The sequence below is a fragment of the Candidatus Eisenbacteria bacterium genome (assembly GCA_035577985.1).
Classification (GTDB): domain Bacteria; phylum Desulfobacterota; class Binatia; order DP-6; family DP-6; genus DATJZY01.
In genome coordinates this window covers 26,308-52,705 of sequence record DATJZY010000102.1, presented here as the reverse complement: position 1 = coordinate 52,705, position 26,398 = coordinate 26,308, and the positions used below count along the sequence as shown (strand labels likewise).

Sequence of the window (26,398 nt, the reverse complement as noted above, 5' to 3'; positions counted from 1 at the left end):
GCGGCCGGCGAAGCCGGCGCGGCAGAGCGAGGTACGCGCGAAGCGTTGAAGCACAACGAGGCATTACGTCCTGTCGGCACCAATTCTCTCGTGCGTGCTAGCGTTGCCGCGCCGGCTTCGCCGGCCGCGGCATGCCGGTCGCGCGTGCCACTACCGCTCCATACTCGCCCCCGACCCAAGACATAGTCTTGGGTCGGTGCCTTAGTTCCCGTACTTGCCGATCAGCTTGTTCGTGATCGCGTTCGAGCGGGCGGCCTCGCGGAACGGGAACGCACCGCGGCGCCGCTTCCGAGCGCCGGTGGCCGGGTTGTACGAGAAGAGACCGAACTTCGGATAGTAGCCGCTCGACCACTCGAAGTTGTCGGTGAGCGACCAGTGATAGTAGCCGCGCACGTCGGCGACGCCGTCGGCGATCGCCTGCTGCAGCACGGCCAGGTGGTCGTACGTGTACTGCGCACGCTTCTCGTCGGTCGCATCGGCGATGCCGTTCTCGGTGATGTAGATCGGCACGCCGAGCGTACCGGCATACGTCAGAAGCTCGCGAAGGCCCTGCGGGTAGATCTCCCAGCCGAAGTCCGTGCACGTCGTGGGACAGGGGGAACCGCCGGGGTTCTGCGGTGTCTGGTACGAGAGGATCGGAATGAAATCGAACAGCGGCACGAGCGGCGTCAGGGGGAATCCCGTCCCCAGGACCTGGGCACGCAGATAGTAGTTGATGCCGAGGAAGTCGCAGCGCCCGACCAGATCCGGCCGCGCGGCTTCGCCCGGATCGGCCGTGTCGCCGTCGAGGTTCGCGTCGAAGTTTCCGGAGACGACCGCGTTCGGGAAGATGCGATTGAAGAGGTAGTCCGCGTGTGCAGCGCCCGTCACGTCCTTCGCGGCGGGGCTCACGGGCGCGAACGCCACCATGTTGTGAACGACGCCGACGCGCGCCGCGACGCCGTCGCCGTCGGCGTCGATCGTGTCGTAGGCGTGCACCGCGTCGTACCCGCGTGCGTGCGCCTCGACGAGGTTCGGGATCACCTGCAGAGTGGCCGCGAAATTGAATACGCCGGGCGGGAAGTTGCCGCCGACGCCCGCTGCGTTCACGTAGCCGCTCACGATCACGACCAGGGGCTCGTTGAGCGTCACCCAGACGTCGACCAGGTCGCCGAACTTCCAGGCCGCGAAGGCGCAGAACTTCGCGAACTCGTCGACGGTCGACGGGTCGAGCCATCCAGCGGCCGCGAGGCCCGGCGGCACCGGCCCGGTGAACGGGTCCACGGACAGGAAGGCGTCGCGCACCGCCGGCGCGTCGTGGATCCAGGTCGGCAGGCTGAAGTGGTTGAGGGTCACCATGGGCTCGAGCTTCTGCGCCCACAGCGCGGTGAAGACCTCGCGGTAATGCGCCACCGCATCCTGGTCGGCGAGCGCGTCGAGCTGCGCCAGGACCGCGGGCGTGATGCCGCCGGAGATGTCGACCGAGGCGGTCGACGCCGGGAAGATACGGCTCCACTCGATCCCCATGCGGAAGGCGTTGCCGCGCAGCTTGCGCCGCACGAGCTTCGCGTCCTTCGCGAACAGCCGCCAGAATCCCGGTCCGTTCTCCGGGACGTCGCCGCTCACGCGATGGTCGGCGACGTTCTGCGCGTCGTGGGCCCACACCCACCAGTCCGTGTTGGGATCGTTCGGCGCACCGACGCCCATGTCGCTCTGGAACCCGGCGATGGCCGTCCCCCACCGGAACCCGTCCGGAAACGGCAGGCCGGAGGCCCGCGCGGGAGCGACGGCGACCACGCACAGCGCAAGTAGCGAGAGCGACACGCGACGCGTCATGGGCTCGTCGTACGCGCCGCGGCGCGGGGCTGTCAACGTCAAACGACGACGGCGCCGCGCCGCGGGCTCAGCCTTCGAAGCGGCGCATCACCATCGAGGCGTTGGCGCCCCCGAAACCGAACGAGTTCGTGAGCAGCAGTCGCACGTCCGCCTTCCGGGCCTCGTGCGGCACGTAGTCGAGATCACACTCCGGATCGGGATCGTCGAGGTTCGTCGTAGGGGTGATGACGCCGGTCTCGAGCGTCTTGGCGGCGAGCAGCGCTTCCACCGCGCCCGAGGCGCCCACGAGATGCCCGGTCATCGACTTCGGGGCCGTGACGGCGAGCTTCTTCGCGTGGGGGCCGAAGACGCGCTTGATCCCCTGCGTTTCGTTGACGTCACCGGCGGGCGTCGACGTGGCGTGCGCGCTCACGCAGTCGATCTCCTCGGGCCGGACGCCCGCGCTCGCGAGCGCAGCCTCCATGCACGCGGCGACGCCGAGGCCGTCGGGCAGCGGCGCGGCGATGTGAAACGCCTCGCTGCCGGTCGCGTAGCCGAGGATCTCGGCGTAGATCTTCGCGCCGCGCGCCTGCGCGTGGTCGAGCGACTCGACGACGCAGATCGCGGCGCCCTCGGAGAGCACGAAGCCGTCGCGCCCGCGATCGAACGGCCGGCTCGCGCGCGTCGGCTCCTCGTTGCGGCACGAGACGGCGCGCGAGTTCGCGAACCCCGCGATCTCGGTCGGATCGATCAGGGCGTCCGTGCCGCCCGCCAGCACCGCGTCGCACGTGCCCTCACGGATGAGGCGCCAGGCTTCGCCGAGACCGTTCAAGCCCGACGCGCAGGCGTTGCCGATGGTGAAGTTGGGCCCTCGCACGCCGAGGCGGATCGCCACCTGCCCCGCACCGAGGCTGGTCGTGATGGCGGTGATGTAGAACGGGGAGACGGAATCGGGGCCTTCGGCGACGTACTTGGCCACGGTGCGGAAGATCGTCCGCGCGCCGCCGTTGTTGTTGCCGAGCATGACGCCGATCCGCCGCCCCTGCTCCTCGTCGAGCGGCAGGCCGGCGTCGTCGACCGCCATGACCGACGCCGCGACCGCGTAGCGCGCGAAGTCGTCCATGCGCTTCAAGTGCTTGGCGGGGATCCAGCGCTCGGGCGTGAAGCCCCGCACCTCGCCGGCGATGCGGCACTTCTGCTGCGACACGTCGAACATCGTGATCGGGCCGATCCCAGAGCGACCGGCGCAGGCCGACGCCCAGATGTCCTCCACGCCGATCCCGATCGGCGTGACGCCGCCGAGCCCCGTGATCACGACGCGCTTCATCGTCTCGACCTCCTCGCCCGTCTACACGTCGACGTCGTCGACCTTGGGAGCACGCTCCATGATGAGCTGGAATCGCGGCGCCACGTCGCGGCCCATGAGCGTCTGGATCGTCTGCTCGGTCGCGTCGGCGTCGGCGATCCCGACCCGGAGGAGCGAGCGGCTCGCCGGAGCGAGGGTCGTCTCTTTCAGGGTCTGGGGGTTCATCTCGCCGAGGCCCTTGAAGCGCTGCACCTGGACCTTGTCGCGCTTTCCGTTGAGTGAGGCAAGAATGCGTTCCCGCTCCGCGTCATCGCGCGCCCACCGCGTGTCCTTGCCGATGTCGAGGCGGTAGAGCGGCGGCTGCGCGATGTAGACGTAGCCCTGCCGGATCAGCTCCGGGAGGTGGCGATAGAAGAACGTCAGCAGGAGCGTGCAGATGTGGTTGCCGTCCGAATCGGCGTCCATCAGGAGACAGATCTTGTGATAGCGGAGCTTGCCCGGATCGAAATCCTTTCCTGCGCCGCAGCCGAGCGCCGAGACGATGTCGGCGAGCTCCTTGTTCGTGAGCACCTTGGCCGTGGACGCCTGCTCGGTGTTGAGCACCTTGCCGCGCAGCGGCAGGATCGCCTGGAAGGCGCGATCGCGTCCCTGCTTCGCCGATCCGCCGGCGGAGTCGCCCTCGACCAGGAACAGCTCGCACTCCGACGGATCGGTCGAGCTGCAGTCGGCGAGCTTGCCCGGCAGGTTGAGGCGGTGCGACACCGCCCCCTTGCGCTGCACCTGCTGCGCCGCCGCGCGCGAGGCCGTGCGCGCCTTCGCGGCCAGGATCACGCGCTGCGCGATCGCGTCGCCGGCGCTGCGGTTCGCGTTCAGCATGTTCTCGAGCGCCGTCCGCACGATGCCGTCGATCACGGGCGTGACCTCGGCGTTGTTGAGACGCTCCTTGGTCTGGCCCTGGAACTGCGGCTGCGCGATCTTGAGCGCGAGCAGCGCCACCAGCCCCTCGCGGATGTCCTCGACCGCCACGGTGAGACCGCGCGGTACGAGGTTGTGCATCGTGAGGTAGTTCCGGACCGCCTTGGCGATCCCGCCGCGGAAGCCGTTCTCGTGCGCGCCGCCCGACGTGGTCGGGATGCCGTTCACGTACGACTGCATCCGCTCGCTCGTGTCCTCGGTCCACGCCAGCGCGCACTCGAGGTGCAGGTCGTCCTGCTGCTTGTGGATCGTGAACAGGTCGCCGCCGATCGGCAGCTGCTTCGCGTCGTTCACGATCTTGGCGAGGTAGGCCTTGAGACCATCCTCGTAGTGCCAGGTCGACGTCGTCCCCGCCGCCTCGTCGACGAACTCGATCGTGAGACCACCGTGCAAGTAGGCACGGGCTTCCAGGCGCTCGGCGATGAGCTTCGGATCGAACGTGGTGTGCGGGAAGATCTGGGGGTCGGGCTTGAAGTAGATGGACGTCCCGGTGCCGCGCGCCGGACCGATCTTCTTCAAGGCGCCGGTCGCCTTGCCGCGCGCGAAGCTCTGCTCCCACTCGGCGCCGTCGCGCTTCACCCGCGCCGTCAGCTTCTCGGCGAGCGCGTTCACGACCGAGGCGCCGACGCCGTGCAGACCGCCCGAGTGGTAGTAGTTCTTGGCCTCGAACTTGCCGCCGGCGTGGAGCGTCGTGAGGATCAGCTCGAGCGCGGGCTTCTTGTGCTGCTTGTGCTTGTCGATCGGGATGCCCCGCCCGTTGTCGACGACGGTGCACGCGGTGCCGCCCTTGTGCAGCGTTACGCGGATGCGATCGGCATGGCCGTTCATGGCCTCGTCGACCGAGTTGTCGACGATCTCCCACAGGAGATGGTGGAGGCCCGCCGCGTCGACCCCGCCGATGTACATGCCCGGTCGCCGGCGCACCGGCTCGAGGCCCTCCAGGACCAGGATGTCCTTCGCGGTATACGTCGCCGCCATGTCTACTCCTCCACCCGCTTCACCGCGGCCACCCCACCGCGCTTCACGACCTTCTGGCCCTTCCCCGCCCGGCGTCCGGCCGGAACGTCCGTCACGGCGAACCTCCGCTCGTTGCCCTCGGGCGTGACGGCGAGGAAGTCGTCCTTCTCCGCGAGCGCGAGTGCGCCGACGACGCGCGCATCGCTGCCGGGCTTGAGGAGCGTCACGCCGCGGCCGGGCCCGGAGAGCTCCGCCACGTCGACCAGGGGGAAGCGCAGCATCTTGCCGCTCGACGCGGCCACCACGACGACCTTGCCCGCGACCGGCTCGACCGAGACGATCTCGTCGCCGTCGCCGACGCGCGCGACCCGCCGCCCCGAGCGCGTCGTCTCCGAGAGATCGGGCGTCGCGCGGAAGCCGAAGCCGCGCGCCGTCGCGACCAGGATCGGACCCGGCGCCGCCGCGCCGCCCAGACCGGGCAGAAGGGCCTGGCCGCTCGTCGCCTCCGCCGCCGCGACGTCGCGCTTCAGCTGCGCCGCCACCACCCGCTCGCCGTCGCCGAACTTGAGCAGCGACTGCACGGGCTCGCCGTAGCCGGTCGTCGCCGGGACGTCGGCGACGCGCAGCACGTAGACCGACCCGTGGGTCGAGTAGAGCACGAGGTGGTCGCGCGTCGTGCCGGCGAGCACGGCTTGCACCGCGTCGCCCTCGCGCAGGCGCGCCGACGATGGATCCTTCAGCTCGCGCACGCGCCGCAGCCACCCGTCGCGCGACAGGAGCACGGTCGTCTCCTCGTGCACGATGTAGGCCTCGGCGTTGTATTCGAGCTCCTCGGCGCGGCCGACCTGCGTGCGGCGCTTGTCGCCGAACTTCTCGGCGATGCGCTCGAGGTCCTCGCGGATCACCTTCCAGCGCGCCTTCGGGCTCTTGAGGAGCGCTTCGATCTCCTTCAGCCGGGCGCGCTTGGCGCCGCGCTCTTCGAGGATCTTCGAGATCTCGAGGCGCGCGAGCTGGTAGAGCCGGATCTCGAGGATCGCGTCGGCCTGCACCTGGTCGAGATCGAAGCCCTTCATCAGGGCCTGCGCGGCGTCCTGGCGCGACTCGGCCTTGCGGATCATGCGAATGGCGCGGTCGAGGTCGTCGTAGATCCTGGCGAGGGCGTCCAGGATGTGCAGGCGCTCCAGGAGCTTCTTGCGCTCGTGCTCGAGGCGCCGCGTGACGACGACCATGCGATGGTCGAGGAAGTGACGGCAGAGGTCGCGCAGCGTGACGCGCGCCGGCTGCCCGACGGCCGGGTTCGTGCTGGGGAGCAGGCACGTGAGGTTCACGTTGAAGTTCGTCTGCAGGGCGGTGTGCTTGTAGAGGTAGGCCATCGCGGCTTCGGGTGACGCCTCGGCCTTCAGCTCGAGCACGATGCGCACGTCGCCTGTCGACTCGTCGCGCACGTCCGTCACGAGGGGGAGCTTGCGCGCCACGATCTCGTTCGCGATCGCCTCGACGAGCTCGGCCTTGTTCACCGTGTACGGGATCGAGGTGACGACGATCTGGCGCCGGCCGCGCGCGAGGCTCTCGATCTTGTACTCGCCGCGCAGCCGGATCGGCCCCTGGCCGCTCTCGTAGATTTCGCGCAGCTCGCGCTTGGTGTTCAGCACCTCGCCGCCGGTCGGAAAGTCGGGCGCCTTCACGTGCTTCAGGAGGTCCTTCACGGCGATGTCCGGCTCGTCGATCATGGCCGTGAGCGCGGCCACCACCTCGCGCAGGTTGTGCGGCGGGATGTTCGTCGCCATGCCCACGGCGATGCCCGTCGAGCCGTTCATGAGGAGCTGCGGGATGGCCGACGGCAGCACGATCGGCTCGTCCAACATCGCGTCGAACGTGGCGCGGAAGGGGACGGTGTCGGCCCCGAGGTCCTCGAGGAGCTCCTCGGCGAGGGCGGTGAGGCGCGCCTCGGTGTAGCGGTAGGCGGCCGCGCCGTCGCCGTCGAGCGAGCCGAAGTTCCCCTCGCCATGCACGAGCGGGTAGCGGAGCGAGAAGTCCTGTGCCATGCGGACCATGGCCTCGTAGGCGGCCTGATCCCCGTGCGGGTGGTACTTGCCGAGCACCTCCCCGACGATGGCGGCCGACTTGCGCGGCCGCGCGCCCGCCGTCAGGCGCAGGTTCTGCCACATCGCATAGAGGATGCGGCGTTGAACCGGCTTCAGGCCGTCGCGCACGTCGGGGAGCGCCCGCGACGTGATGACCGACAGCGCGTAGCTGAGATACCGCTCCTCGGCGGCCGCACGAAGATCTGTCTCGAGAGGTGCTGCGATACCCATCGTCCCCTCCACCCCGCAAAAATCGCGCGCATCTTAGCAATTGCCGCAGCGAACGCGAGCCGGTGCGGGGCGATTTCGCACGAGCCTGCCCGGGCGGGCAGCGCTGCACGAAACATCGGGGACGAATTCGGCGTGGACTCTGGATTTTCGCAGGTCGCCGTGGCACCCCCCTTGCTCCCGACACGGGCGTGCAGAACGGGGATACGCCCGTGACGGTCACCGTCCTCCTCCTCGCCGCCGGCCAGAGGGACTCCTCCCGCGCCTCCGTGTCGTCGTCGATCGCCGTCCCGACGGGCGTCCCGCATTGGCAAGACTGGCTCGTCGATGCCGTGACGAGCCGTGCCCGGGAAGGTGCCGTGCGCCTCGGGGCGCAGCTCGCCCCGCAGGGGGCTCTCTCGGACCACCGCTTCGTTCCGCTCGCGGCGGTGATTCCGACGGCGCACGTCACGCACTGACCCGCGCCACGAGTGGCCGCGCCGGACGCGTCGCGCATGCGCGTCCGGCGCGGCTCCTGAGGCGCGTCAGTCCGGCTCGCGCAGCAAGCGCAGGAACGCTTCGCCGTAGCGCGCGAGCTTCGCGGGTCCGACGCCGGGAATCGCGAGCAGGCTCGCGTCGTCGGTCGGACGCGCGGCCGCCATCCGCGTCAGCACGGCGTCGCTGAACACGATGTACGCCGGCACGCCCTCGCCGTCGGCGAGCTGGCGTCGAAGGGCGCGCAGGCGCTGGAAGAGCGCGTCGTCGATCGCCTCGGCGGACGGCGCCGCGGGCCGCAGCGGCAGCTTCGCCGGCCGCACGAGGTCGAGGAACCCCTCGCCCGAGCACGCGTCGCACGCCGTCCCGCACGGCTCGATCGTCTCGTCGAAGTACGCGACCAGCCGCCGCCACCGGCATCCCGCGGCGTCGGCCAGCTCGAACGTCGCGACGCTCCGATCGCGTGCGCTCCGCCGGACCTGCGCGTCCTCGATGCTCTCCTGGAAGCGCTGGTGGCTCACCACGTCGGCCCAGGAATAGAGCAGGATGCAGTCGCTCGGCAGGCCATCGCGTCCGGCGCGCCCCACCTCCTGATAGTAGCTCTCGATCGAGCGCGGCAGCTCGCGGTGGATCACGTAGCGCACGTTCGACTTGTCGATCCCCATGCCGAAGGCGATCGTCGCCACGACCACGTCGACTTCGTCGCGCGCGAACGCGTCCTGGTTGCGGGTGCGGACGTCGTCGTCGAGACCCGCGTGGTACGGCGCCGCCCGCACGCCGGCCGTCCGCAGAAAGTCGGTGAGCGACTCCACGTTGCGCCGGCTGAGCGTGTAGATGATGCCGCTCTCGCCCGCGGCGGCGCGCCGCCGCACGTACGCGAGGAGGTCCTTGCGCGAGCCGCGACCGTCGCCCTTCTTGTGCGCGATCAAGCGGAGGTTCGAGCGGAAGAAGGACCCCTTGAAGCCGTCGGGCTTCACCATGCCGAGCTGGCGGATGATGTCGCCGACGACCCGGCGCGTGGCGGTGGCCGTGAGCGCCAGTATCGGCACGCCGCCGAGCTCGTTCTTGAGCGATGCGAGCCGCCGGTAGGCGGGACGAAAGTCGTGCCCCCACTCCGAGATGCAGTGCGCCTCGTCGACGGCGACCAGCGAGATCCGGACGTCCGCGAGCGCGCCGCGCAGGCTGCCCTCCAGCCCCTCGGGCGCGACGTACACGAGCTCGTACTCGCCGGCGCGGAGCTGTCGCAGGCGATCGCGCCGCGTCTCCCAGTCGAGCGTCGAGTTGAGCACCGTCGCGCGGAAGCCGCTGCGCACGAGCGCATCGACCTGGTCCTTCATGAGCGAGATGAGCGGGCTCACGACCAGCACCGTGCCGGGCAGGATGCGGGCCGGAATCTGGTACGTGAGCGACTTGCCGGCGCCGGTCGGCATGACGCCGATGCAATCGCGTCCCGCGAGCACGGTCGCGATGATCTTCTCCTGACCCGGACGGAAGTCGGTGTAGCCGAAAACGCCGACGAGAACGTCGCGGGGCGTGGCGCGGGGGCTGAGCGGGAGCTGGTCGATCGCGGCCCTATAGCAGCCCGCCGGCCGCGATCCAGTCCCGGTCCGCTACCGCTACGCGGCCGCGCGCGGCCGGGCGCCGCGCACGTTCGCGAGCTGCCAGCGCGCCATGGTCACGACGTCGCCGAAGCTCTCGCCGAGCTTGCGGACGACCGACGGCTCGAATCCCGAGTGCATCTTGCAGTTGTGGCAGCGCACGTCCTCGCGACGCTCCCAGTAGTCCCAGTCGACGCCGGCGAAGAACTCCTTCCAGGACCCGTAGTACCTGTCGCCGATGAGATAGCAGGGCCCCTTCCAGCCGTTCGGCGTGAACGTGGGGTTGCCCCACGGCGTGCACGGGTAGTCGCGCCGGCCGGCGGCGAACTCGAGGAAGAGCGGCGTCGAGGAGATCTTCGGGTACACCCGCGCCAGCTCGAGCACGCGCTGGAACTTCTGATGGATCTCGTCCCGAAACAGGAAGTGCTCGTCGCCTTGGATCGCCTCGTAGTGATAGCCGGGCGAGAGCAGGATGCCGTCGACGTCGAGGTCGGTCAGCAGCGCGCACATGGCGTCGAGCTCGTCGACCGACGTCTCCCGATAGACGGTCGTGTTCGTCTGCACGGCGTAGCCGAGGCGCTTCCCTTCCTTGATCATGTCGATCGCCCGGTCGAAGGTCCCCGGCCGGTCGACGACCTTGTCGTGCGTCTCGCGCATGCCGTCCAGGTGGACGTTCACGGTGAGACGCTTGTGCGGGCGGGCCTTCTTGTAGAAGCGGTCGAGCAGGATCGCGTTCGTGCACATGATGACGTGCTTCTTGCGCGCGACGATGCCGTCGACCAGCTCGACGATCTCGGGATAGACGGTCGGCTCGCCGCCGCACACGGAGACCACGGGCGCGCCGCAGGCGTCCACCGCTTCGAAGCACTTCGTCAGCGGGAGGCGGTTCCGGAGATCGCCCGAGTAGCGCTCCGGCGAGCAGCCGATGCACGCGAGGTTGCAGGTGTGCAGCGGCTCGAGCATGAGCACGATCGGCACGCGCGTCTGGCCCCACCACCAGTTGGTGAGCTGCCACTTCATCATGTCGGTCGCGATGTGGAGCGGAAACCGCATCCGTCCCTCCCTGGGGTTCTCCGTGAGATCACCCGGTCTGCGCCGAAGCCGACCGGCCGGCGGCCGGGGGCACGAGCCCGAATGCTTCGAGGCCGGCGCTGAACAGCAGCGCCACGAACTCGCGCAGCCGGCGCTCGGCCACGCGCTGCTGCCGCGCGAGGCGCAGCGCTGCCGGCCAGTAGTGCGGGCGCGGGGCGATCGTGGCCAGCGCGCGCGGCACGTCGAGGTCACCGGTCGCGGCGTCGATCAGGTTGCCGCCCGGCAGCGCGACGTCGTCGCCGGACTCGTCGAGGATCACCTTCACGAGGGCGCCCCGGATGCCGCGCGCCTGCGCGACCGCGGCGACCCCCGCGCTCTCCATCTCGACGGCGAGCGCGCCGCCACGTCCCGCCCTCGTGCGAAGGTCGCGCGTGCCGAGCACGACCGGGCTCGACGCGACGGGACCGGAGCGGACCGCGATGCCCCGTGCCGCCGCCCAGGCGAGGATCGCCCGCCCCTCCACCGCGAGCTCGCCGCCGACGCGGCCGGCGGAATCGAGCACGACCACGCTCTCGCCGATCACGACGTCGCCGGCGTGCAGGCCACCGGCGAGCGCACCCGCGCATCCGATCGAGAGGAAGAGGTCCGCCCCCGGCGCGCGCTCGGCGGCGAGCCTGGCGCGCTCGGGTCCCATGCCCACCTGCAGGACGGTGACCGAGGCGCCGTCGCCGAGATAGCCCCGCCAGCGACGCGGCTCCGAAGGCTCCACGCCCTGCAGCCCGTCCAGTACCGCCCGCGCCTCCCATGAGAGGGCGGCGAAAACGACCACATCCTCCATTCCGTGCGGCTGACCGGATACTCTAAACCGTTCGGTCAGGCAATCGCCGTTCGCGACTTTCATTGCGTGGCGAACCGCCGGCGGCTACAGGCAACAGCCTGTGTCACGCGAACGCCGCCCCGCCTGGATCATCTGCGTCCTCGCCATGATCGGCGTCGCCGCGATGTCGCTCGCGGCCTGGGTGAGCGGCCTCCCCGTCGTCGTCCCCTCGCTCGGCGCGACGCTCGTCGCGGCCGCCGTCGCGCCCGACGCGCCCGAGAATGCCCCGCTGACGATCGTTGCCGGTCACGCGATCGCCGTCGCGGGTGCTCTCGCCGCGCTGGCGGTCTGCGGGCTCATGGGTCAGCCCTCGGCGCTCGTGGTCGGCGTCACCGCGGCCCGGATGCTGGCCCTTCCGTTTGCGCTCGGCCTCACCCTCTTGGGGATGCTGCTCTCGCGGCGGGTGCACACGCCCGCAGGAGCGACCGCGCTCCTCGTCGCCCTCGGCATCCTCCGGCCGGGGAGCGACGTCGTGGTGCTCCTCCTCGCCGTCGTCTACGTCGCCGCCGTGATCGCGGCGTTCCCGCGCATCGCCGAGCGCCTTTCGGCCGGCGCGCGCGTCACTCCGCGAAGGCGCGCCCGAGCGTCCGCTCGATGAGCGACGCGGTCGCGCGGTCTCCCGCCGCGCGCCGACTCGAGGCGATCGCGCGCAGCGCCATGTCGACGGTCGGGAGCCCCGGCGCGATCGCGTAGGCGCGCAGGTAGGCCGTCGTCTCGTCCTGCGGCCGGCCGGCGAGCAGCGCCATCTGCGCCGTCAGCAGGAGCGCGCGCAGCTCGGCGGACGCGCTGGCACCGGCAATCGGGCCGGGTCCGGGATCGAGGCGCGCCGCCACCCAGGCGAGGTCCTCCCGCGCCAGCTCGTGCTGCCGGAAGTAGGCGGCCGGTGCGGTGAGGTCGAGCCGCGGCCGATCGTCGCTGATCGGCAGGGCGTCGGCGGTCGCGGTCGCGAGCCGGCGGCCGTCGGTCACGTACAGGACCGCGAGATCGCGCGGGCCCACGAGCCCCACCTCGCGCAGCGCGGGCGCGAGCGCCGGATCGCTCATGCGCGCCGCGAGCGCCGTCGCGTCGACGGCCACCGGCTCCCGCCGCCCGACCAGGCCCACGAGCGGCGTCGACGTCCGGTAATAGGCCGACCACAGCTCGACGTCCGGGAACGCACGCACGAACGTCGCCACCACGGCTTCGAGATCGCCGACCGCGAGCTGGTGCAGCGGCAGCCACTGGCAGACGAGGCCACCCGGCGCGAGATGGTTCTCGGCGAGCGCGTAGAACTCGCGCGAGTAGAGCGCGCTCGCGCCCGCCGTCCAGGGCAGGAAGAGATCGGCGACGATCACGTCGTAGCGACGATCCGTGCGCAGGAGAAAGCTCCGCACGTCGTCGGCGACGAGGTGTGCGCGCGGGTTCGCGAGCAGGTCGCCGTTGGTCGCCGCGAAGGCCTGCGCGGCGGTGAGCACCTCGGGCAGGAGCTCGACGCCGTCCGCCTCGACGCCGGGGTGCGCGAGCTCGGCGCCCATCGTGTCGCCCGTGCCGACGCCGACGTGCAGCACGGTGCGCGGATGCGGATGCAGCAGCATGGGTACGTGCGCCTCGCGCTCCTCCAGGAGCAGCCCATCCGTGCCGCCGAGCGAGTAGCGACCGTTGACGCGCAGCCGCCGCGCCCCGTTCGCGTCCTCGCCGACGGTGACCGTCGCCGCGGCACCTTCGCGCTCGAGCACGATGCGCTCGCTCGGCGGAACGCCCGAGCGCCAGGGGGCGAAGGTCGCCGTGTCGGCGACGATCGTGGTCGCGACGGCGAGGCCGAGCGCCGCCCAGCGCATCCGCCGCCGGGCGGCGAGCGCCGACGCGAGGAAGGCGAGCGGCGCCAGGCGCCAGAGGCTTCGCTCGAGACCCAGACGCGGCAGGAAGACGAAGGCGGCCGCGATCGATCCCGCCATGCCGCCCAGCGTATTCGCGGCCAGGACGCGTCCCATGGCGGCGCTCGCCGTCCCGCCACGCACGAGCGCGAGCGTCGCCGGGAACACCGTGCCGAGCAGGATCGCCGACGCGAGCACGACGCTCGTCGCGAGCGCGACCTCGCCCGCGAGCCCGCCGCCGAGGCTCGTGGCGGGGCGAGCACCGAGCGCGGCGCCGACGGCGCCCAGCGGCTCGACCGAGCACGCGACCGCGACGCCGAGCGCGGCGAACGTCCACGCGAGCACCGGCTCGGCCGGCCATCGCGACAGGAGGCGCGTCGCGATCGCCGCACCCGCGACGATCCCCAGCAGCACGACCGCCAGCACGATCGCGAAGCTGTAGACGCTGTTCGAGAGGCTGCCGGCGAGCGCACGCGTCCACAGCACCTCGCCGGCGAGGCCGACGAAGCCGGCCATCGCCGCGAGAACGGCAGGGCGCCACGCGCCGGATGCGGACACTGCGGTCGCCGGCGCCGAACGGTGGGCGTCTGGCACACCTCGTCCGAGCCAGCCTGCGACACCGGCCACCGCCGCGTCCACGGCGGCGATCGCGACGTAGCTGCCGCGCATGCCGAGCGTGCCCAGGAGGACGAACGGCACGGCGAGCGCGCCGGCCGCACCGCCGAGCGTGTTCCAGGCGTAGAGCGCGCCCAGGCCGCGCGCGTCGCGTACGTCGCGGGTGGCGGCGACGACCGGCATGGTCGCGCCGGCGAGCAGCGTCGGCGCGAGCAGCACGGCGAGCGGACATCCGACCCGCACGAGCATGCGCCAGGGCTCCGGCGCCCCCGCCTCGAGTCCGACGACGAGCGGCGCGAGCGACGGACGCAGCACGACGTAGCCGACGAGCGCCAGCGCGAGTCCGGCTTCGATGCGGGCATAGGCCGCGAGGCCGCCGCGCAGGCGGCCGCCGATCGCGGCGCCGGCGGCGAGGCCGCCGAAGGTCGCGGCCAGGACCACCGCGGTCCCCTCGGCCGTCGAGCCGAGGACGAGCGCCCAGTCGCGCGCCCACAGCACCTCCGCCGCGACCAGCGCCGCACCCGAGGCGGCGACGAGCACGGCCAGCACGAGGCGCCGCGCCTGGGCCTACGCCACCTGGCTCGGGCGGCGCTGGCGCTCGGGCCGCACCGGGCCGTGGCGCTCGCCGCGCTCGACCCCGGCGATCCTGCACAGCTCATCGAAGCTCTCGCCGAGGCACTCGACGATCCGCTCGCCGTCGCGCAGCAGCGCCGGATCGAGCGTCACGCCGATCGTGAGCGTGTCGGCGTAGGACAGCATCGCGAACGCGAGCCCGATCCCCTGCGCGAGGGGTACGAGCGGCACCATCGACTCGAGACGCACGCCTTGCGCGTACAGCACCACCGGCGGCCCGGGGACGTTGGTGCAGATCGTGTTCACCGGTGACGACTGCACCTGCAGCCAGCCGATCGCGGTCTGCAGCGCGGGCGGCAGCAACGTCATCAGATCGAGGATGCGCGTCATCCGCGCCGACTCCCCGCTCGCCTTGATCTGCGCCATCGCCGCGCGCACCTGCCGGTAGCGCTCGTGCGGGTCGTAGATCCCGACCGGCAGCGGCGCCACCATCATCGAGATGCGGTTGCCGAGCGCCAGGTGCTCGTCGGCCGTGCGCACGTTCACGGGGCACATGGCCTTCAGCTCGACGCGATCGGGGTTGTGGCCATGCCCCTCGAGGTAGCGGCGGAGCGCACCCGAGATGGTCGCCAGCACGGCGTCGTTCACGGTGCCGCCGAGGCGGTTCTTGATGCTCTTCAGCTCGTGGAGCGGCACCGTGCGCCAGAGCACGCGGCGCAGGATGCTCACGTGGCCGTTGAACGGCGTCGGCGGGACGCGTTCCAGCAGCACGCGCAGCATCTCGCCCACCGCCTCGCTGGTCCGCCCGAGCTCGACCATCGCCTCCTCGGGTTTCGAGAGCAGCGTGCCCAGGACGCGCGCATGGGCCGCGATCGTGCGCGTCCCGTCGCGCAGGCCGCGCCAGAGCTGGCGCGTCGCCGACGGCAACGGCGGCGTCGGCTCGGCCGGCGGCGCCGGGGGAGCAGGCGCGGGCTTCGGGCTGGGATCGAAGAGCACGCCCATCAGCTGCACGCCGGAGACGCCGTCGATCATGCAGTGATGGACCTTACCGAAGAGTGCGCTGCGGTTGCCCTCGAGACCGTCGATCTGGTGCAGCTCCCACAGCGGCCGCTCGCGGTCGAGCGGGCGCGCGAACAGGCGCGAGACGAGCTTGCCGAGCTGCTCGCGATCGCCGGGCGGGCGGAGCTGGTGACGAAAGACGTGCTGGCGGACGTCGAAGCGCGGCGCCGGCTCCCACGTCGGCAGCGCCAGACTGAACGGCACCGGAACGACCCGCTGTGTGTAGCGCGGGATCAGGTGCAGCCGCGAGGCGACGTCGTCGACGAGGCGCGCGAAGTCGAGCGGGCGCTCGGTGATCGACACCGATCCGACGTGCAGGAGCTGTCCCGTGCGCTCGAGGTTGAAGAACGCCGCGTCGAGCGCGGTCATGCGATCGCCGGCCTTCACGTGCCCTCGAGTACGAAGGTGACGAGCAGCGTCGTCCGGTACTCCGCGACCTTGCCGTTCTCCACTGCCGCGTTCTCCTTCAGGACCTCTATGCCGGTGATGTTGCGCAGGGTCTTGTTCGCGCGCTCGAGGGCGTTGCGGACGGCGTCCTCCCAGCTGTGCGGGGACGCGCCGATGATCTGTGTCTGCCGTGCGACCGCCATGATCCGATCCTCTACTCGTCGAGCAGGAAGATGAGCTTCATCTCGACCCGGTATTCGGTGATGAGCCCGCGCTCGACCTTCACGCGCTTGCCCGTGACCTCGAGCCCGGTAATGTTGCGCAGCGTGCGGGCCGCCCGCGCGACCCCGGCCTCGACCGCCTCACGGAACCCGTCGGGGGACGACGTGATCAGCTCGGTCACCCGCGCGATGGCCACACCCAGGCGGCTACCAGAGCTGGCCCGGGGCATTCAAGCCGGCCATACTCGCGCGTCGTGAGAGCGGTCCTGCTGCTGGCCTGGCGCGAGCTGCGGCGCCATCCCATGCGCAGCGCGCTCACCGCCGGCGGGGTCGCCTGCGGCGTGGCCCTCGTGGTCGCGATCCAGGCCGTCAACGCGACGACCCTGGCGGCGTTCACCGACGCCATCGACGACCTTGCCGGAACGGCGGCATTGCAGGTGCGCGGTCAGGGATCGTTCGACGAGGCGGTCGCCGACCGCATCCGCGACGTGCCCGGCGTCGACCACGCCGTCCCCATCCTCACCGAGACGTTCTTCGCCGTGGATCCGCCCGCGGCCGGTGAGGCGCTCGCCGTGTTCGCCGCCGACGTGAGCGACGGCCACGCCATCAAGACACTCCATCTCGTGAGGTCGGGCGATCGGGTGGTCGAGGACCCCCTCGGCTTCCTCGTCGATCCATACAGCATCGTGGTGACCGACACGTTCGCCGCCCGTACGGGGCTGAAAGACGGCGCGCCCCTGCGCCTGCGCACGCCGGTCGGCATCAAGACGTTCGTCGTGCGCGGCGTCCTGCCGCCGGGCGGCGTCGGGCGCGCCTTCGGCGGCAACCTCATCCTCATGGACGTCATCGGCGCGGAGACGGTGCTCGGCCGCGAGCGCCGCATCGACCAGGTCGACGTGACGCTGCGCCCCGGCGTCTCGGCCGACGAAGCGGTGCGGCGCATCGCCGCCGTGCTGGATCCGGGTCTCGAGGCACTGCCGCCGGCGCGGCGCGGCGAGCAGATCGAGCGCTACCTCCGATCGTATCGCACGCTCCTCTCCGGCATCTCGGGGCTGGCCCTCCTGGCCGCGGTGTTCGTCGTCGGCAGCACGGTCGCCACCGCCGTCGCGGCGCGCCGCCGCGAGCTCGGGCTCGCGCGCTCGGTCGGCGCCGCCCGCGCGCAGATCCTGCGCCTCGTGGTCGGCGAGTCCGTGCTCGCGGGCGCGGTCGGGACGGCGCTCGGCATCCCGCTCGGCCTCGTGCTGGCGCGCGCCCTCATCGATCTCGCCAACGAGAGCACGTCGCTCATCTTCGCCATGACGACGTTCACGCGCGGCCTCGACGTGACGGCCGGGACGCTCGCTCTGGGTGCCGTCGCTGGTCTCGGCGCCGCGCTGGTCGCGGGGTGGGCACCCGGACGCGGCGCCGCGGCCGTCTCGCCGCTCGCCGCGGTCCGGCCGCCCGACGCGACAGCCGAACGGCGCTGGCCGGCGCCGCTCGTCGTGGCGGCGCTCGCGGTCGTCACCGCCGTGGCGCTCGCGCTCACCATCCGCACGGACTCCGCGTGGAGCGGCAACGTCGCGGCGATCGCGCTCGACGCCCTCCTCGTCTGTCTCTTCATGCGCGGCGCGGCGCACGTGGCGCGCGGCGTGCTCGGGCCGCTCCGCGAGCGGGTCGGGTTCGCGAGCCGTCTCGCGGTCGATCGCCTGGCGCGCCTGCCGAGCGCGCTCGCGCTCGCGGCCGCCGTGCTCGCGCTCGGCCTCGGGATCATGATCATGGCCGGCACCCTGGCGCGCAGCTTCGAGGAGTCGGTTCTCGACTTCATCCGCCACCAGGTGCGCGCCGACCTCGTGGTCGCATCGACCGCCACCACCGGATGGATCGAATCCCCGGTCGACGAGTCGCTCGCGGCCGAGCTCGCCGCCCTCCCCGGCATCGCGCGCGTCGAGCTGCTGCGATTGGCCGAGCACCGCTTCCGGGGCGAGCGGATCAGCGTCGACTCCCTCGAGCTCGCGGCGTTCGACCCGGGACGCCGGGACGACTTCGTGTTCTCGGCCGGCGATCCCACCGCCGCGCTCGCCGCGGTGCGGGCGGGCACGGGCGTGCTCGTGTCACGCAACTTCGCGCGCCAGTTCGGCGTCGGCGTCGGCAGCACCCTCGACGTCGAGACACCGCACGGCCCGCTCTCGACCTCGGTCGCCGGCGTCGTCGTCGACTACGTCTCGCCCCGCGGCAGCATCGTGATGGCGCGCCCGACGTACCAGCGCTGGTGGGACGACCACACGGCGAATCGCTTCCACGTGTGGCTCGCGCCGGGCGCGAGCCTCGAAACGGTGCGGCGCGCGGTCGCCGCGGGGCCGGGCGGCCGGCTCGGTCTCAAGGTGCTGACGCAGCGCGAGCTCTACGCCTACCACCAGGACGCGGTGCGCCGCGCCTTCCGCTTCACCAAGGCCCTCGAGGTGCTGCCGCTCGTCGTCGCCGCGCTCGGCCTGGCCGAGGCGCTGCTCGCCGTCTCGCTCGACCGGCGTCGCGAGCTGGCGTTGCTGCGCGCGAGCGGCGCGACGCGCGCACAGGTGGCGCGCTCGGTCGTCGCCGAGGCCGCCGGCGTCGGCGTGCTCGGCTGGATCGGCGGCGTCCTCATGGGTCTCGTCCTGTCCCTGCTGTGGGTGCGCGTGAACTTCACCGTACAGCTCGGCTGGGACCTCGACTTCCACTTCGCGACGGCGTCGCTGCCGATCGCGGCGCTGGCGGCCCTCGCCGTGAGCGTGCCGGCGGGGCTCCTCCCCGCCCGCCGGGTGGCCCGGCTGCCCGTCGTCGAAGCGCTGCGCGGCGAGTAACCGCCGCGTGCGGCACGCCGCGGCTCAGCCGTGGTCGAGGTTCGAGACGCTGAACATCGTGTCGCCGACGCCGTGGTCGTACTTCACCTCACGGAAGGCGAAGACGGTCCGCGTGTCGTAGGGCAGCGTCTCGATCTCGGCCTCCATGGCGGTCGCGTACGCCCCGATGCGCTCGTACTTGCGCGGTCGCACGCGCTTGAAGACTTTGCCGTCCTGGTCGAACACGTCGACGCGCCACAGGAGGGAATCGTCTTTCCCGAACCAGAGCACGTACTTCGAGTAGTTCGGGAACTCCTCGTTCTTCGGCACCAGCGTCACGACGTTGCACGCCTTGCCGTCGAGCGTCTCCTCCTTGTCGAAGGTCGCCGTCGCCTCGGCGTCGTTCCACTGCTGGATGCGCACCAGCAGCTCGAGGTCGCGATACGAGAGGTCGGCGCCGAAGAAGTTCTCGTCGCGCTGCGACTCCGCGAGCCGTCGCACGCGGCGCGACGCGGGCGTGAAGATCCACTGCTGGTCGCCGGTGCCGCGCGGCGACAGATGCAGGAAGCGCGTCCCCTGCACGTCCGAGGGACTGGTGAACGAGATGAAGGTCCGATGCTCGCCGCGCGGATCGGTGGTCTCGGTGATCTCCATGACCCGCGTACGCGTCGGCGCCTTGCCTGCGAACGTGTCCATGGTGGCGTCGAGCGTGCGATCCTTCCACGTCGAGAAGCCGTTCTTCTGCTGGGCGGTGTCGATCACCTCGCGACCCGTCACGGCCCACGCGGGTGCGACGGCGAGGAGCGCGAGGGCGAGGACGTACGTGCGCTTCATTCGGCGAACTCCTGGTAGTTGGTGACGCGGAAGCCGTCGGGCTCGCGCCGGACGGTGACGAGCCAGCGACGTTCGAGGCCGTCGGCGTTCTCGACCGTGATCTTGCCCTGATAGAGATACTTCACGCCGCCGTCGGCGTCGGCCTGCTCTTCGAGCAGCGCGTACCGGACGATCGGCTTCATCGTGCTGTCGTCGATCGAAACGCCCTTCACGAGCTCCAGCTCCTGCTCGACCTTCTTGCGAGCGACGCCGCTCGTGAACGGAAGCGCCGCATGGAGGTCGATCGCGACGTAGTGCGCGTCGAGAAACGATTCGGCGGTGCCGCGCGACGTCGACGGATCGGGACGGCACGCGCCGCTCGTCGCGAGTGCGAGCAGGAGTCCAATCGTGGCAAATGTGCGCGGTGTTCTCACCTTGTTCGATCCGGGCGCCGTGATAGCATCGCCGTCATCATGCCGACAAGGACGGCGCGCGCAACGGCCGACGCCGTGGAGGCGTGGGCGTCGTATCTGCGCACGGAGCGCGCGGCGTCGCTGCACACGCTGCGCGCATATCTCGGCGACGTGCGACAGTTTCTCGCGGTCGCGGGTGCGAGCGGTGTGGGCGCGGTGGGCGCTGCCGACGTCCGCCACTGGCTGCGCACGCTCGACGGCGAGGCCGAGCGTACGTCGATCGCGCGGAAGCTCGCCGCGGTGCGCGGCTTCTTCCACTTCCTCGTCACGTCCGGACGCCTGCGCAAGGATCCCACCGCCGGCATCGTGACGCCGAAGACGCGCCGCAAGCTGCCGGCGCATCTCTCCCTCGACGAAGTGGATCGACTCCTCTCGACGCCGGCGGCCGATGCCTTCGGGGGCCTGCGTGATCGCGCGATCCTGGAGCTGCTGTACTCCTCGGGGCTGCGCGTGAGCGAGCTCACCGGGCTCGACTGGACGTCGGTCGACACCGACGCCGAGACCGTGCGCGTGCTCGGCAAGGGCCGCAAGGAGCGGATCGTCCCCGTCGGCCGTCCGGCGCTGCGCGCCCTCGCCGCCTATCGCGCGGCGTGCACGGGCCGCGGCTGGCCGGTGCGCAGTGGCCCCGTCTTCCGCAACGCGCGTGGCGGCCGGCTCACGTCGCGCAGCGTCGCCCGCAGCATGGAGCGGTACGTCGTCGCCAGCGGCACGACCACGAAGGCGACGCCGCACGCGCTCCGCCACACCTTCGCGACGCACCTGCTCGGCGGCGGCGCCGACCTGCGCGCCATCCAGGAGCTGCTCGGCCACGCGAGCCTCTCCACGACGCAACGCTACACGCACGTCGACCTGCGACGCCTGATGGATGCGTATGACCGAGCACATCCCCGTGCCTAGGCTCCGCTCGACCACGATCCTCGCGGTGCGCCACGCGGGCCGCGTCGTCCTCGGCGGCGACGGCCAGGTGACGCTCGGACAGACGGTGGTCAAGCACAACGCCAACAAGGTCCGCCGGCTCTACCAGGATCGCGTCATCGCCGGCTTCGCCGGCGCGGGCGCGGACGCGATCACGCTCTTCGAGCGCTTCGAGCAGAAGCTCGAGAAGGTGAATGGCAACCTGCGGCGCGCCGCCGTCGAGCTGGCGAAGGACTGGCGCACCGACCGCATGCTGCGACGGCTGGAAGCGCTCATGATCGTCGCGGACCGCGACGCGCTGCTCATCGTGTCGGGCACGGGCGACGTGATCGAGCCGGAAGACGGCGTCGCCGCGATCGGCTCGGGCGGCAACTTCGCGCTCGCCGCCGCGCGCGCGCTGGTCCGGCACTCCTCCCTCGGCCCCCGGCAGATCGTCGAGGAGGCCTTGCGCATCGCCGCCGCGATCTGCGTGTACACGAACGACCAGTTGACGATCGAGGAACTGGCCGCGTCGTGAGCACGTCGACCTTCACGCCGCGCGAGATCGTCTCCGAGCTGGACCGCTACATCGTCGGCCAGCGGGCGGCCAAGCGGGCGGTCGCGATCGCTCTCCGCAACCGCTGGCGGCGCATGCAGGTGCCGGAACCGCTGCGCGACGAGATCGCGCCCAAGAACATCATCATGATCGGCCCGACCGGGGTCGGAAAGACCGAGATCTCGCGGCGCCTCGCCAAGCTCGCGCAGGCGCCCTTCATCAAGGTCGAGGCCTCGAAGTTCACCGAGGTCGGGTACGTCGGCCGCGACGTCGAGTCGATCATCCGCGACCTGACGGAGCTCGCGATCAACATGGTGCGCGAGGAGGAGCGCGAGAAGGTGCGCGTGCGGGCGCGCGAGCTCGCCGAGGAGCGCCTGCTCGATCTGCTGCTGCCGCCGCCGCCGTCGATGGCCGTCACGAGCGCGAGCAACGACCACGCCGACACGCGCGAGAAGTTGCGTCAGCTCCTGCGCGACGGCAAGCTCGACGACCGTACCGTCGAGGTGGAGGTGACGAAGGTGGCCGGCGGCCCCGCGATCGAGGTCATGACGCCGCAGGGCCTCGAGGAAATCGAATCGTCGCTGCGCGACATGCTGCAGAACCTCATGCCGAAGCGCTCGAAGAAGACGAAGGTGCCGGTCCGCGAGGCGCGCGAGCTGCTGGCGCAGGAAGAGGCGACGCGGCTCATCGACATGGAGGCCGCGACGAAGGAGGCGCTGCGCCGCGTTGAGCAGTCGGGCATCGTCTTCCTCGACGAGATCGACAAGATCGCGGGGCGCGAGGGGCTGCACGGGCCCGACGTCTCGCGCGAGGGCGTGCAGCGCGACCTGCTGCCGATCGTCGAGGGATCGACGGTGACGACGAAGCACGGCCCGGTGCGTACCGACCACATTCTCTTCATCGCGTCGGGTGCGTTCCACATCGCCAAGCCGTCGGACCTGATCCCCGAGTTCCAGGGGCGCTTCCCGATCCGCGTCGAGCTCGAAGCGCTCACCAAGAACGACTTCGTCCGGATCCTGACCGAGCCCGAGAACGCCCTCACCAAGCAATACGTCGCCCTGCTCGCGACCGAGAACCTGACGCTCACCTTCACCGCCGACGCGGTCGCCGAGATCGCCCGCATCGCAGCCGAGGTGAACGACCGCATGGAGAACATCGGCGCGCGCCGTCTCCACACGGTGCTCGAGCGACTGCTCGATCAGACCTCCTTCGACGCCCCGGAGCTGGGCGGGCGCGAGATCGTCGTCGACGCACCCATGGTGCGCGAGCGGCTCGACGCCATCCTGCAGGATCAGGACCTCAGCCGCTTCATCCTCTGATGCAGGGAAGGAGCACGGTCGCCCGGTGACGCGGGGCGCGGCCTTCCGGCCGTGCTCACGCTGCGCTTCGGTTGACGCCTCAGGATGTCGCGTGTCAGATCCGCATCAGGCCTTGAGCTCATGGCCACCCCTCCTTCCCGCGAAAGTCAGCGTCGTTACGCGACGGTCATGTTCGCCGACGTCTCGGGGTTCACCGCCCTGTCGGGGAAGCTCGATCCCGAGGACGTCACCGACCTGATGAACGAGTGCTTCGGGCTCCTCGAGGAATGCGTGACGAAGCACGGCGGCCACGTCGACAAGTACATCGGCGACTGCATCATGGCGCTCTTCGGCGTCCCGCAGGCGCTCGAACACGCGGCGCGGCAGGCCGTCAACGCGGCGATCGAGATGCGCAACCGCATCGCCCACTTCAACGAGACCGAGCGGCCGCCGGCGGCGATCGGCATCCACATCGGCATCAACTCGGGGCTCGTGCTGGCCGGCGACGTCGGCGGGCAGCACAAGCGCGACTTCACCGTCATGGGCGACACGGTGAACCTCGCCTCGCGCTTGAAGGACGCCTCACCCACCGGCGAGATCTGGGTCGGGCCCCAGACGTACAGCGACGCGCGTCTCGACATCGACTTCGCGCCCGTGAAGGCGATCAGCTTGAAGGGCATCGAGCAGCCCGTGCGGCCGTATCGCGTCACCTCCGTCCGCGCGCGGCGCTACGGTGCCCGGTCCGCGAGCGCGGAGCGAGGGCTCTTCTCGGACCTCGTCGGCCGCGACGCCGAGGTCGGCGAGCTGCAGGCGCGGCTCGCGGCGCTCGCGCAGGGCCGCGGCTGGATCATGAGCGTGGTCGGCGAAGCGGGGCTCGGAAAGTCGCGCCTCGTCCACGAGGCGATCGGACCCGGCCCGCGCAGCGACCTCACGCTGCTCGAGGGCCGCGCGCTCGCGATGGGCGCCAACCTCCGCTTCCACCCGTTCGTCGACCTGCTGCATCAATGGGCCGACATCGCCGAGGAGGACACGCCGGACGATGCGGCGGAGAAGCTCGAGCGCGCGGTGACGGCGGCGCTCGGCGATGGGAGCGCCGACGCGTTCCCGTTCATCGCGACGCTCGCCGGCGTGCGCCTCGACGGGGCGCACGCGGCGCGCTTGAAGGACATCGAGGGCGACGCGCTCGAGCGGCTCATCGCGAAGCACCTGCGCGATCTCCTGGTGGCGCTCGCCGCGGTGCGGCCTTGCGTCGTCGTGATGGAGGACCTGCACTGGGCCGATCAGTCCTCGACCAAGCTCCTGCTCTCCCTGCTCCCCCTCGCCCGCGAGCGACCCATCGTCTTCGTGCTGGCGTATCGTCCCGACTACGCGCGCACGTCCGGCGCCGTCCAGCAGGAGATCACCGGCCGCCTCGCGAGCGAGCACACGATGCTGCGCCTGGCGCCGCTCGACGGCCGCCAGTGCGTCCAGCTCCTGCACAACCTCCTCTCGAGCCAGGACCAGCCGCACCCGGCATGGACGCGCATCCTCGCCAAGGCCGACGGCAACCCGTTCTTCATCGAGGAGGTCATCCGCTCCCTCATCGATCAGGAGGCGATCGTCCGCACGCCCCAGGGCTACCAGGTCACCGACCGGATCGAGAGCGTCGTCGTCCCCGCGACGATCCAGGAAGTCATCATGGCGCGCGTCGACCGGCTGCCCGACAACGCGCGGCAGATCCTGCAGCTCGCCTCCGTGATCGGGCGGCAGGCGCCGTACCGCATTCTCCAGGCCGTCGCGTCGGAAAGCGAGCAGCTCGCGTTCGGCCTCGCCTACTTGCAGCGCTCGCAGCTCCTGGAAGAGGACCGCAGCGGCGACGAGGTCGTGTGGGCCTTCACGCACGCGCTCGCACAGGAGACCGTCTACGAGTCGATCCTGCTGCGCACCCGCAAGGCCGCGCACCTGAAGGTCGCGGAGGCGATCGAGGTCCTCTTCGCGCAGCGCCTCGGCGACGTGCACGGGCAGCTCGCGTATCACTACAGCCGCGGCGAGCATCTGGAGAAGGCGGAGGAGTACTTGTTCAAGGCCGGCGAGGACGCGGCACGCTCGGCCGCGTCCGAGGAGGCGCTGACGCTCTTCCGCGAGGCGTCGCGGATGTTCATCGCCCGTCACGGCGACGGTGGCGACCCGCGGAAGAAGGCCCTGCTCGAGAAGAACATCGCGCTCGCGCTCTTGAACCGCGGCGATCTGAGCGAGTCGATCGCGCACTTCGACCGGGCGCTCGAGTACTTCGGCGAGCGCGTGCCGAAGACGACCGCGCAGTCCTACTCGCGCTTCGTCATGGACTTCATCGCCGTCATCGGGCAGCTCTACCTCGGCCTCAAGCGCCCCCGGCGGGTCGACGACTGGGACCGCGAGCGCCACGTGTGGCAGGTGCTCTTCAACCGGGGCCGGGCCCAGATCACGAGCGACCCGACGCGCCTCTTCTTCGACACGGTGGCCGGCTTCCGGCAGTTGAACCGCATCGACGCTTCGCGGATCGACCAGGCGGGGGCGTTGTACGCGTCGTGCGCGAGCATGTTCTGCTACTCGGGCATCTCGTTCGCCGTCAGCCGGCGGGCGCTCGCCATCGCCCAGGGGCTGATCCGCCCCGACAGCGTGCAGGACCGCTTCACGTGCGCCGCGATGGAGTTCACGCAGGACTACCTCGAGGGGAAGTGGGAGCACGGGCACGTCGTCGACGATGCGCTCGTCGACGAAGCGCTCCGCTACGGGCAGCTCTGGGACGCGAACACGTACCTCGGGCTGCGCTGCGATCAGAGGCTGCGCCGCGGCGAGTTCGCCGAGGCCGGCGCCCTCCTCGATCGGCTGGGCCATCTGCGCGACGACTACGGCTACGCGTTCGCGGGCGCGAACCTCGAGGGCATGCAGGCCGTCCTCTGCGCCGAAGCGCGCCAGCTTCCCGAGGCGCTCGCCGCGATCGAGAGCTATCTCGCCGGACGCCATGAGGACGCGCTGCGCACCTTCGGCCTCGGCACGAAGGCGAAGATCCAGACGCTGCTCGGCGATCTCGACGGCGCCGCGCAGAGTCTCGTGGCGGCCGCCACGATCGTCGGCCGCTCGCGCGAGGTACCGCCGTGGCACCGCAGCGCCTACGCCGCGGCGCGCCTGCGCCACCTCGCGATGCGTGCCGAGGCGGGCGATCCTGCGGCCGCCGCGCAAGCCAAGCAAGCCGTGCGCTACGCCGAGCGGGTCGCCGCCATGGTCGCGCTCCAGCGCACCGAGATCCACCAGCTGGTGGGGCGGCTCCACATGGCGCTCGGACGTCGCCGGGCGGCACTCGCCGCCTTCCGGCGCAGCCTCGACGTCGGCACGGCGCTCGGCGCGGAGCCCGAGATGGCGCGCACCTACGCCGAGCTCGCCCGCGACCTCGGGAGCGACCGTCTGGGGGATCTCGACGCCGCCGCGTGCCGCGCGAAGGCGCAGACCCTGTTCGAGCGGCTCGCGCTCGCCTGGGACGCGACGCGGCTCCGGGACGTCGATCGCGCCGCCTGAGC

The 26,398-nt window shown here is 71.2% G+C and carries 20 protein-coding genes; 7 read left to right on the top strand and 13 right to left on the bottom strand.

The annotated features are described in order from the left end of the window. Positions 1 to 201 precede the first annotated feature (201 nt). The 4 genes from VMS22_14065 to VMS22_14050 form a co-directional block, all read right to left on the bottom strand. A complete protein-coding gene (locus tag VMS22_14065; GenBank protein HXJ35153.1) occupies positions 202 to 1,815 on the bottom strand; it encodes a glycoside hydrolase family 1 protein in 1,614 nt (537 codons plus the stop codon). 67 nt (positions 1,816 to 1,882) lie between these two features. Then, entirely contained in the window at positions 1,883 to 3,121 is a 1,239-nt protein-coding gene (fabF, locus tag VMS22_14060; protein ID HXJ35152.1) for a beta-ketoacyl-ACP synthase II, read from the bottom strand. 21 nt (positions 3,122 to 3,142) lie between these two features. After that, the gene (locus VMS22_14055) at positions 3,143 to 5,053 is read right to left on the bottom strand and encodes a DNA topoisomerase IV subunit B (protein ID HXJ35151.1); all 1,911 of its coding nucleotides are present in this window, start codon (positions 5,051 to 5,053) and stop codon (positions 3,143 to 3,145) included. 2 nt (positions 5,054 to 5,055) lie between these two features. Further along, positions 5,056 to 7,347, bottom strand: coding sequence for a DNA topoisomerase IV subunit A (locus VMS22_14050; GenBank protein ID HXJ35150.1), 2,292 nt, complete (start codon positions 7,345 to 7,347; stop codon positions 5,056 to 5,058). Between the two features lie 209 nt (positions 7,348 to 7,556). On the opposite strand from VMS22_14050, the gene VMS22_14045 reads away from it, so the two are divergent. Next, the gene (locus tag VMS22_14045; GenBank protein HXJ35149.1) at positions 7,557 to 7,802 is read left to right on the top strand and encodes a hypothetical protein; all 246 of its coding nucleotides are present in this window, start codon (positions 7,557 to 7,559) and stop codon (positions 7,800 to 7,802) included. A 66-nt stretch (positions 7,803 to 7,868) separates the two neighbouring features. Here the strand turns inward: VMS22_14045 and VMS22_14040 are convergent, their stop codons facing one another. The 3 genes from VMS22_14040 to VMS22_14030 are packed head-to-tail and all read right to left on the bottom strand — an operon-like array spanning position 7,869 to position 11,286. Continuing rightward, positions 7,869 to 9,383, bottom strand: coding sequence for an ATP-dependent DNA helicase RecQ (locus VMS22_14040; protein HXJ35148.1), 1,515 nt, complete (start codon positions 9,381 to 9,383; stop codon positions 7,869 to 7,871). Positions 9,384 to 9,434: 51 nt separating this feature from the next. After that, positions 9,435 to 10,469 (bottom strand): adenosyl-hopene transferase HpnH, encoded by a 1,035-nt coding sequence (gene hpnH / locus VMS22_14035; GenBank protein HXJ35147.1) that lies wholly within the window; start codon positions 10,467 to 10,469, stop codon positions 9,435 to 9,437. Positions 10,470 to 10,497: 28 nt separating this feature from the next. Next, a complete protein-coding gene (locus VMS22_14030; GenBank protein HXJ35146.1) occupies positions 10,498 to 11,286 on the bottom strand; it encodes a hypothetical protein in 789 nt (262 codons plus the stop codon). A 100-nt stretch (positions 11,287 to 11,386) separates the two neighbouring features. Between VMS22_14030 and VMS22_14025 the strand changes: the two genes are divergently transcribed. Beyond that, positions 11,387 to 11,923: an HPP family protein gene (locus VMS22_14025; GenBank protein HXJ35145.1), complete on the top strand. Its 537-nt coding sequence runs from the start codon at positions 11,387 to 11,389 to the stop codon at positions 11,921 to 11,923. Here the strand turns inward: VMS22_14025 and VMS22_14020 are convergent. The 4 genes from VMS22_14020 to VMS22_14005 are packed head-to-tail and all read right to left on the bottom strand — an operon-like array spanning position 11,886 to position 16,230. Then, complete coding sequence (locus VMS22_14020) at positions 11,886 to 14,342, bottom strand: fused MFS/spermidine synthase (protein ID HXJ35144.1); 2,457 nt, start codon at positions 14,340 to 14,342, stop codon at positions 11,886 to 11,888. The genes VMS22_14025 and VMS22_14020 overlap by 38 nt on opposite strands. An 18-nt stretch (positions 14,343 to 14,360) precedes the next feature. Continuing rightward, on the bottom strand, positions 14,361 to 15,812 hold the full coding sequence (locus tag VMS22_14015) for a wax ester/triacylglycerol synthase family O-acyltransferase (protein ID HXJ35143.1): 1,452 nt from the start codon (positions 15,810 to 15,812) through the stop codon (positions 14,361 to 14,363). Continuing rightward, complete coding sequence (locus VMS22_14010; protein HXJ35142.1) at positions 15,809 to 16,015, bottom strand: dodecin family protein; 207 nt, start codon at positions 16,013 to 16,015, stop codon at positions 15,809 to 15,811. The genes VMS22_14015 and VMS22_14010 overlap by 4 nt, the downstream gene beginning before the upstream one ends. An 11-nt stretch (positions 16,016 to 16,026) precedes the next feature. Further along, positions 16,027 to 16,230, bottom strand: a complete 204-nt coding sequence (locus VMS22_14005; protein ID HXJ35141.1) for a dodecin family protein — start codon at positions 16,228 to 16,230, stop codon at positions 16,027 to 16,029. A 57-nt stretch (positions 16,231 to 16,287) separates the two neighbouring features. Between VMS22_14005 and VMS22_14000 the strand changes: the two genes are divergently transcribed. Beyond that, positions 16,288 to 18,849, top strand: coding sequence for an FtsX-like permease family protein (locus VMS22_14000; protein HXJ35140.1), 2,562 nt, complete (start codon positions 16,288 to 16,290; stop codon positions 18,847 to 18,849). Positions 18,850 to 18,873: 24 nt separating this feature from the next. On the opposite strand, the gene VMS22_13995 is transcribed toward VMS22_14000, so the two are convergent. Both VMS22_13995 and VMS22_13990 read right to left on the bottom strand, forming a co-directional pair. Then, positions 18,874 to 19,662, bottom strand: coding sequence for an outer membrane lipoprotein-sorting protein (locus VMS22_13995; GenBank protein HXJ35139.1), 789 nt, complete (start codon positions 19,660 to 19,662; stop codon positions 18,874 to 18,876). Continuing rightward, complete coding sequence (locus VMS22_13990; protein ID HXJ35138.1) at positions 19,659 to 20,075, bottom strand: hypothetical protein; 417 nt, start codon at positions 20,073 to 20,075, stop codon at positions 19,659 to 19,661. The genes VMS22_13995 and VMS22_13990 overlap by 4 nt, the downstream gene beginning before the upstream one ends. A 39-nt stretch (positions 20,076 to 20,114) precedes the next feature. On the opposite strand from VMS22_13990, the gene VMS22_13985 reads away from it, so the two are divergent. The 4 genes from VMS22_13985 (at position 20,115) to VMS22_13970 (ending at position 26,396) form a co-directional block, all read left to right on the top strand. Beyond that, on the top strand, positions 20,115 to 21,011 hold the full coding sequence (locus VMS22_13985) for a tyrosine recombinase XerC (GenBank protein HXJ35137.1): 897 nt from the start codon (positions 20,115 to 20,117) through the stop codon (positions 21,009 to 21,011). After that, entirely contained in the window at positions 20,986 to 21,546 is a 561-nt protein-coding gene (gene hslV, locus VMS22_13980) for an ATP-dependent protease subunit HslV (GenBank protein HXJ35136.1), read from the top strand. The genes VMS22_13985 and hslV overlap by 26 nt, the downstream gene beginning before the upstream one ends. Continuing rightward, entirely contained in the window at positions 21,543 to 22,883 is a 1,341-nt protein-coding gene (hslU, locus tag VMS22_13975) for an ATP-dependent protease ATPase subunit HslU (protein ID HXJ35135.1), read from the top strand. The genes hslV and hslU overlap by 4 nt, the downstream gene beginning before the upstream one ends. Positions 22,884 to 22,967: 84 nt before the next feature. After that, entirely contained in the window at positions 22,968 to 26,396 is a 3,429-nt protein-coding gene (locus tag VMS22_13970) for an adenylate/guanylate cyclase domain-containing protein (GenBank protein ID HXJ35134.1), read from the top strand. Positions 26,397 to 26,398: the final 2 nt, after the last annotated feature.

Bases quoted from the DNA above. Each gene is read 5' to 3' on its own strand.
- hpnH (HXJ35147.1), bottom strand. From the start codon at position 10,469: ATGCGGTTTCCGCTCCACATCGCGACCGACATGATGAAGTGGCAGCTC.
- VMS22_14010 (HXJ35142.1), bottom strand. From the start codon at position 16,015: ATGGCGGTCGCACGGCAGACACAGATCATCGGCGCGTCCCCGCACAGC.
- VMS22_13985 (HXJ35137.1), top strand. From the start codon at position 20,115: ATGCCGACAAGGACGGCGCGCGCAACGGCCGACGCCGTGGAGGCGTGG.
- VMS22_14050 (HXJ35150.1), bottom strand. From the start codon at position 7,347: ATGGGTATCGCAGCACCTCTCGAGACAGATCTTCGTGCGGCCGCCGAG.
- VMS22_13970 (HXJ35134.1), top strand. From the start codon at position 22,968: ATGTCGCGTGTCAGATCCGCATCAGGCCTTGAGCTCATGGCCACCCCT.
- VMS22_14055 (HXJ35151.1), bottom strand. From the start codon at position 5,053: ATGGCGGCGACGTATACCGCGAAGGACATCCTGGTCCTGGAGGGCCTC.
- VMS22_14065 (HXJ35153.1), bottom strand. From the start codon at position 1,815: ATGACGCGTCGCGTGTCGCTCTCGCTACTTGCGCTGTGCGTGGTCGCC.
- VMS22_13995 (HXJ35139.1), bottom strand. From the start codon at position 19,662: ATGAAGCGCACGTACGTCCTCGCCCTCGCGCTCCTCGCCGTCGCACCC.
- hslV (HXJ35136.1), top strand. From the start codon at position 20,986: ATGACCGAGCACATCCCCGTGCCTAGGCTCCGCTCGACCACGATCCTC.
- fabF (HXJ35152.1), bottom strand. From the start codon at position 3,121: ATGAAGCGCGTCGTGATCACGGGGCTCGGCGGCGTCACGCCGATCGGG.
- VMS22_14030 (HXJ35146.1), bottom strand. From the start codon at position 11,286: ATGGAGGATGTGGTCGTTTTCGCCGCCCTCTCATGGGAGGCGCGGGCG.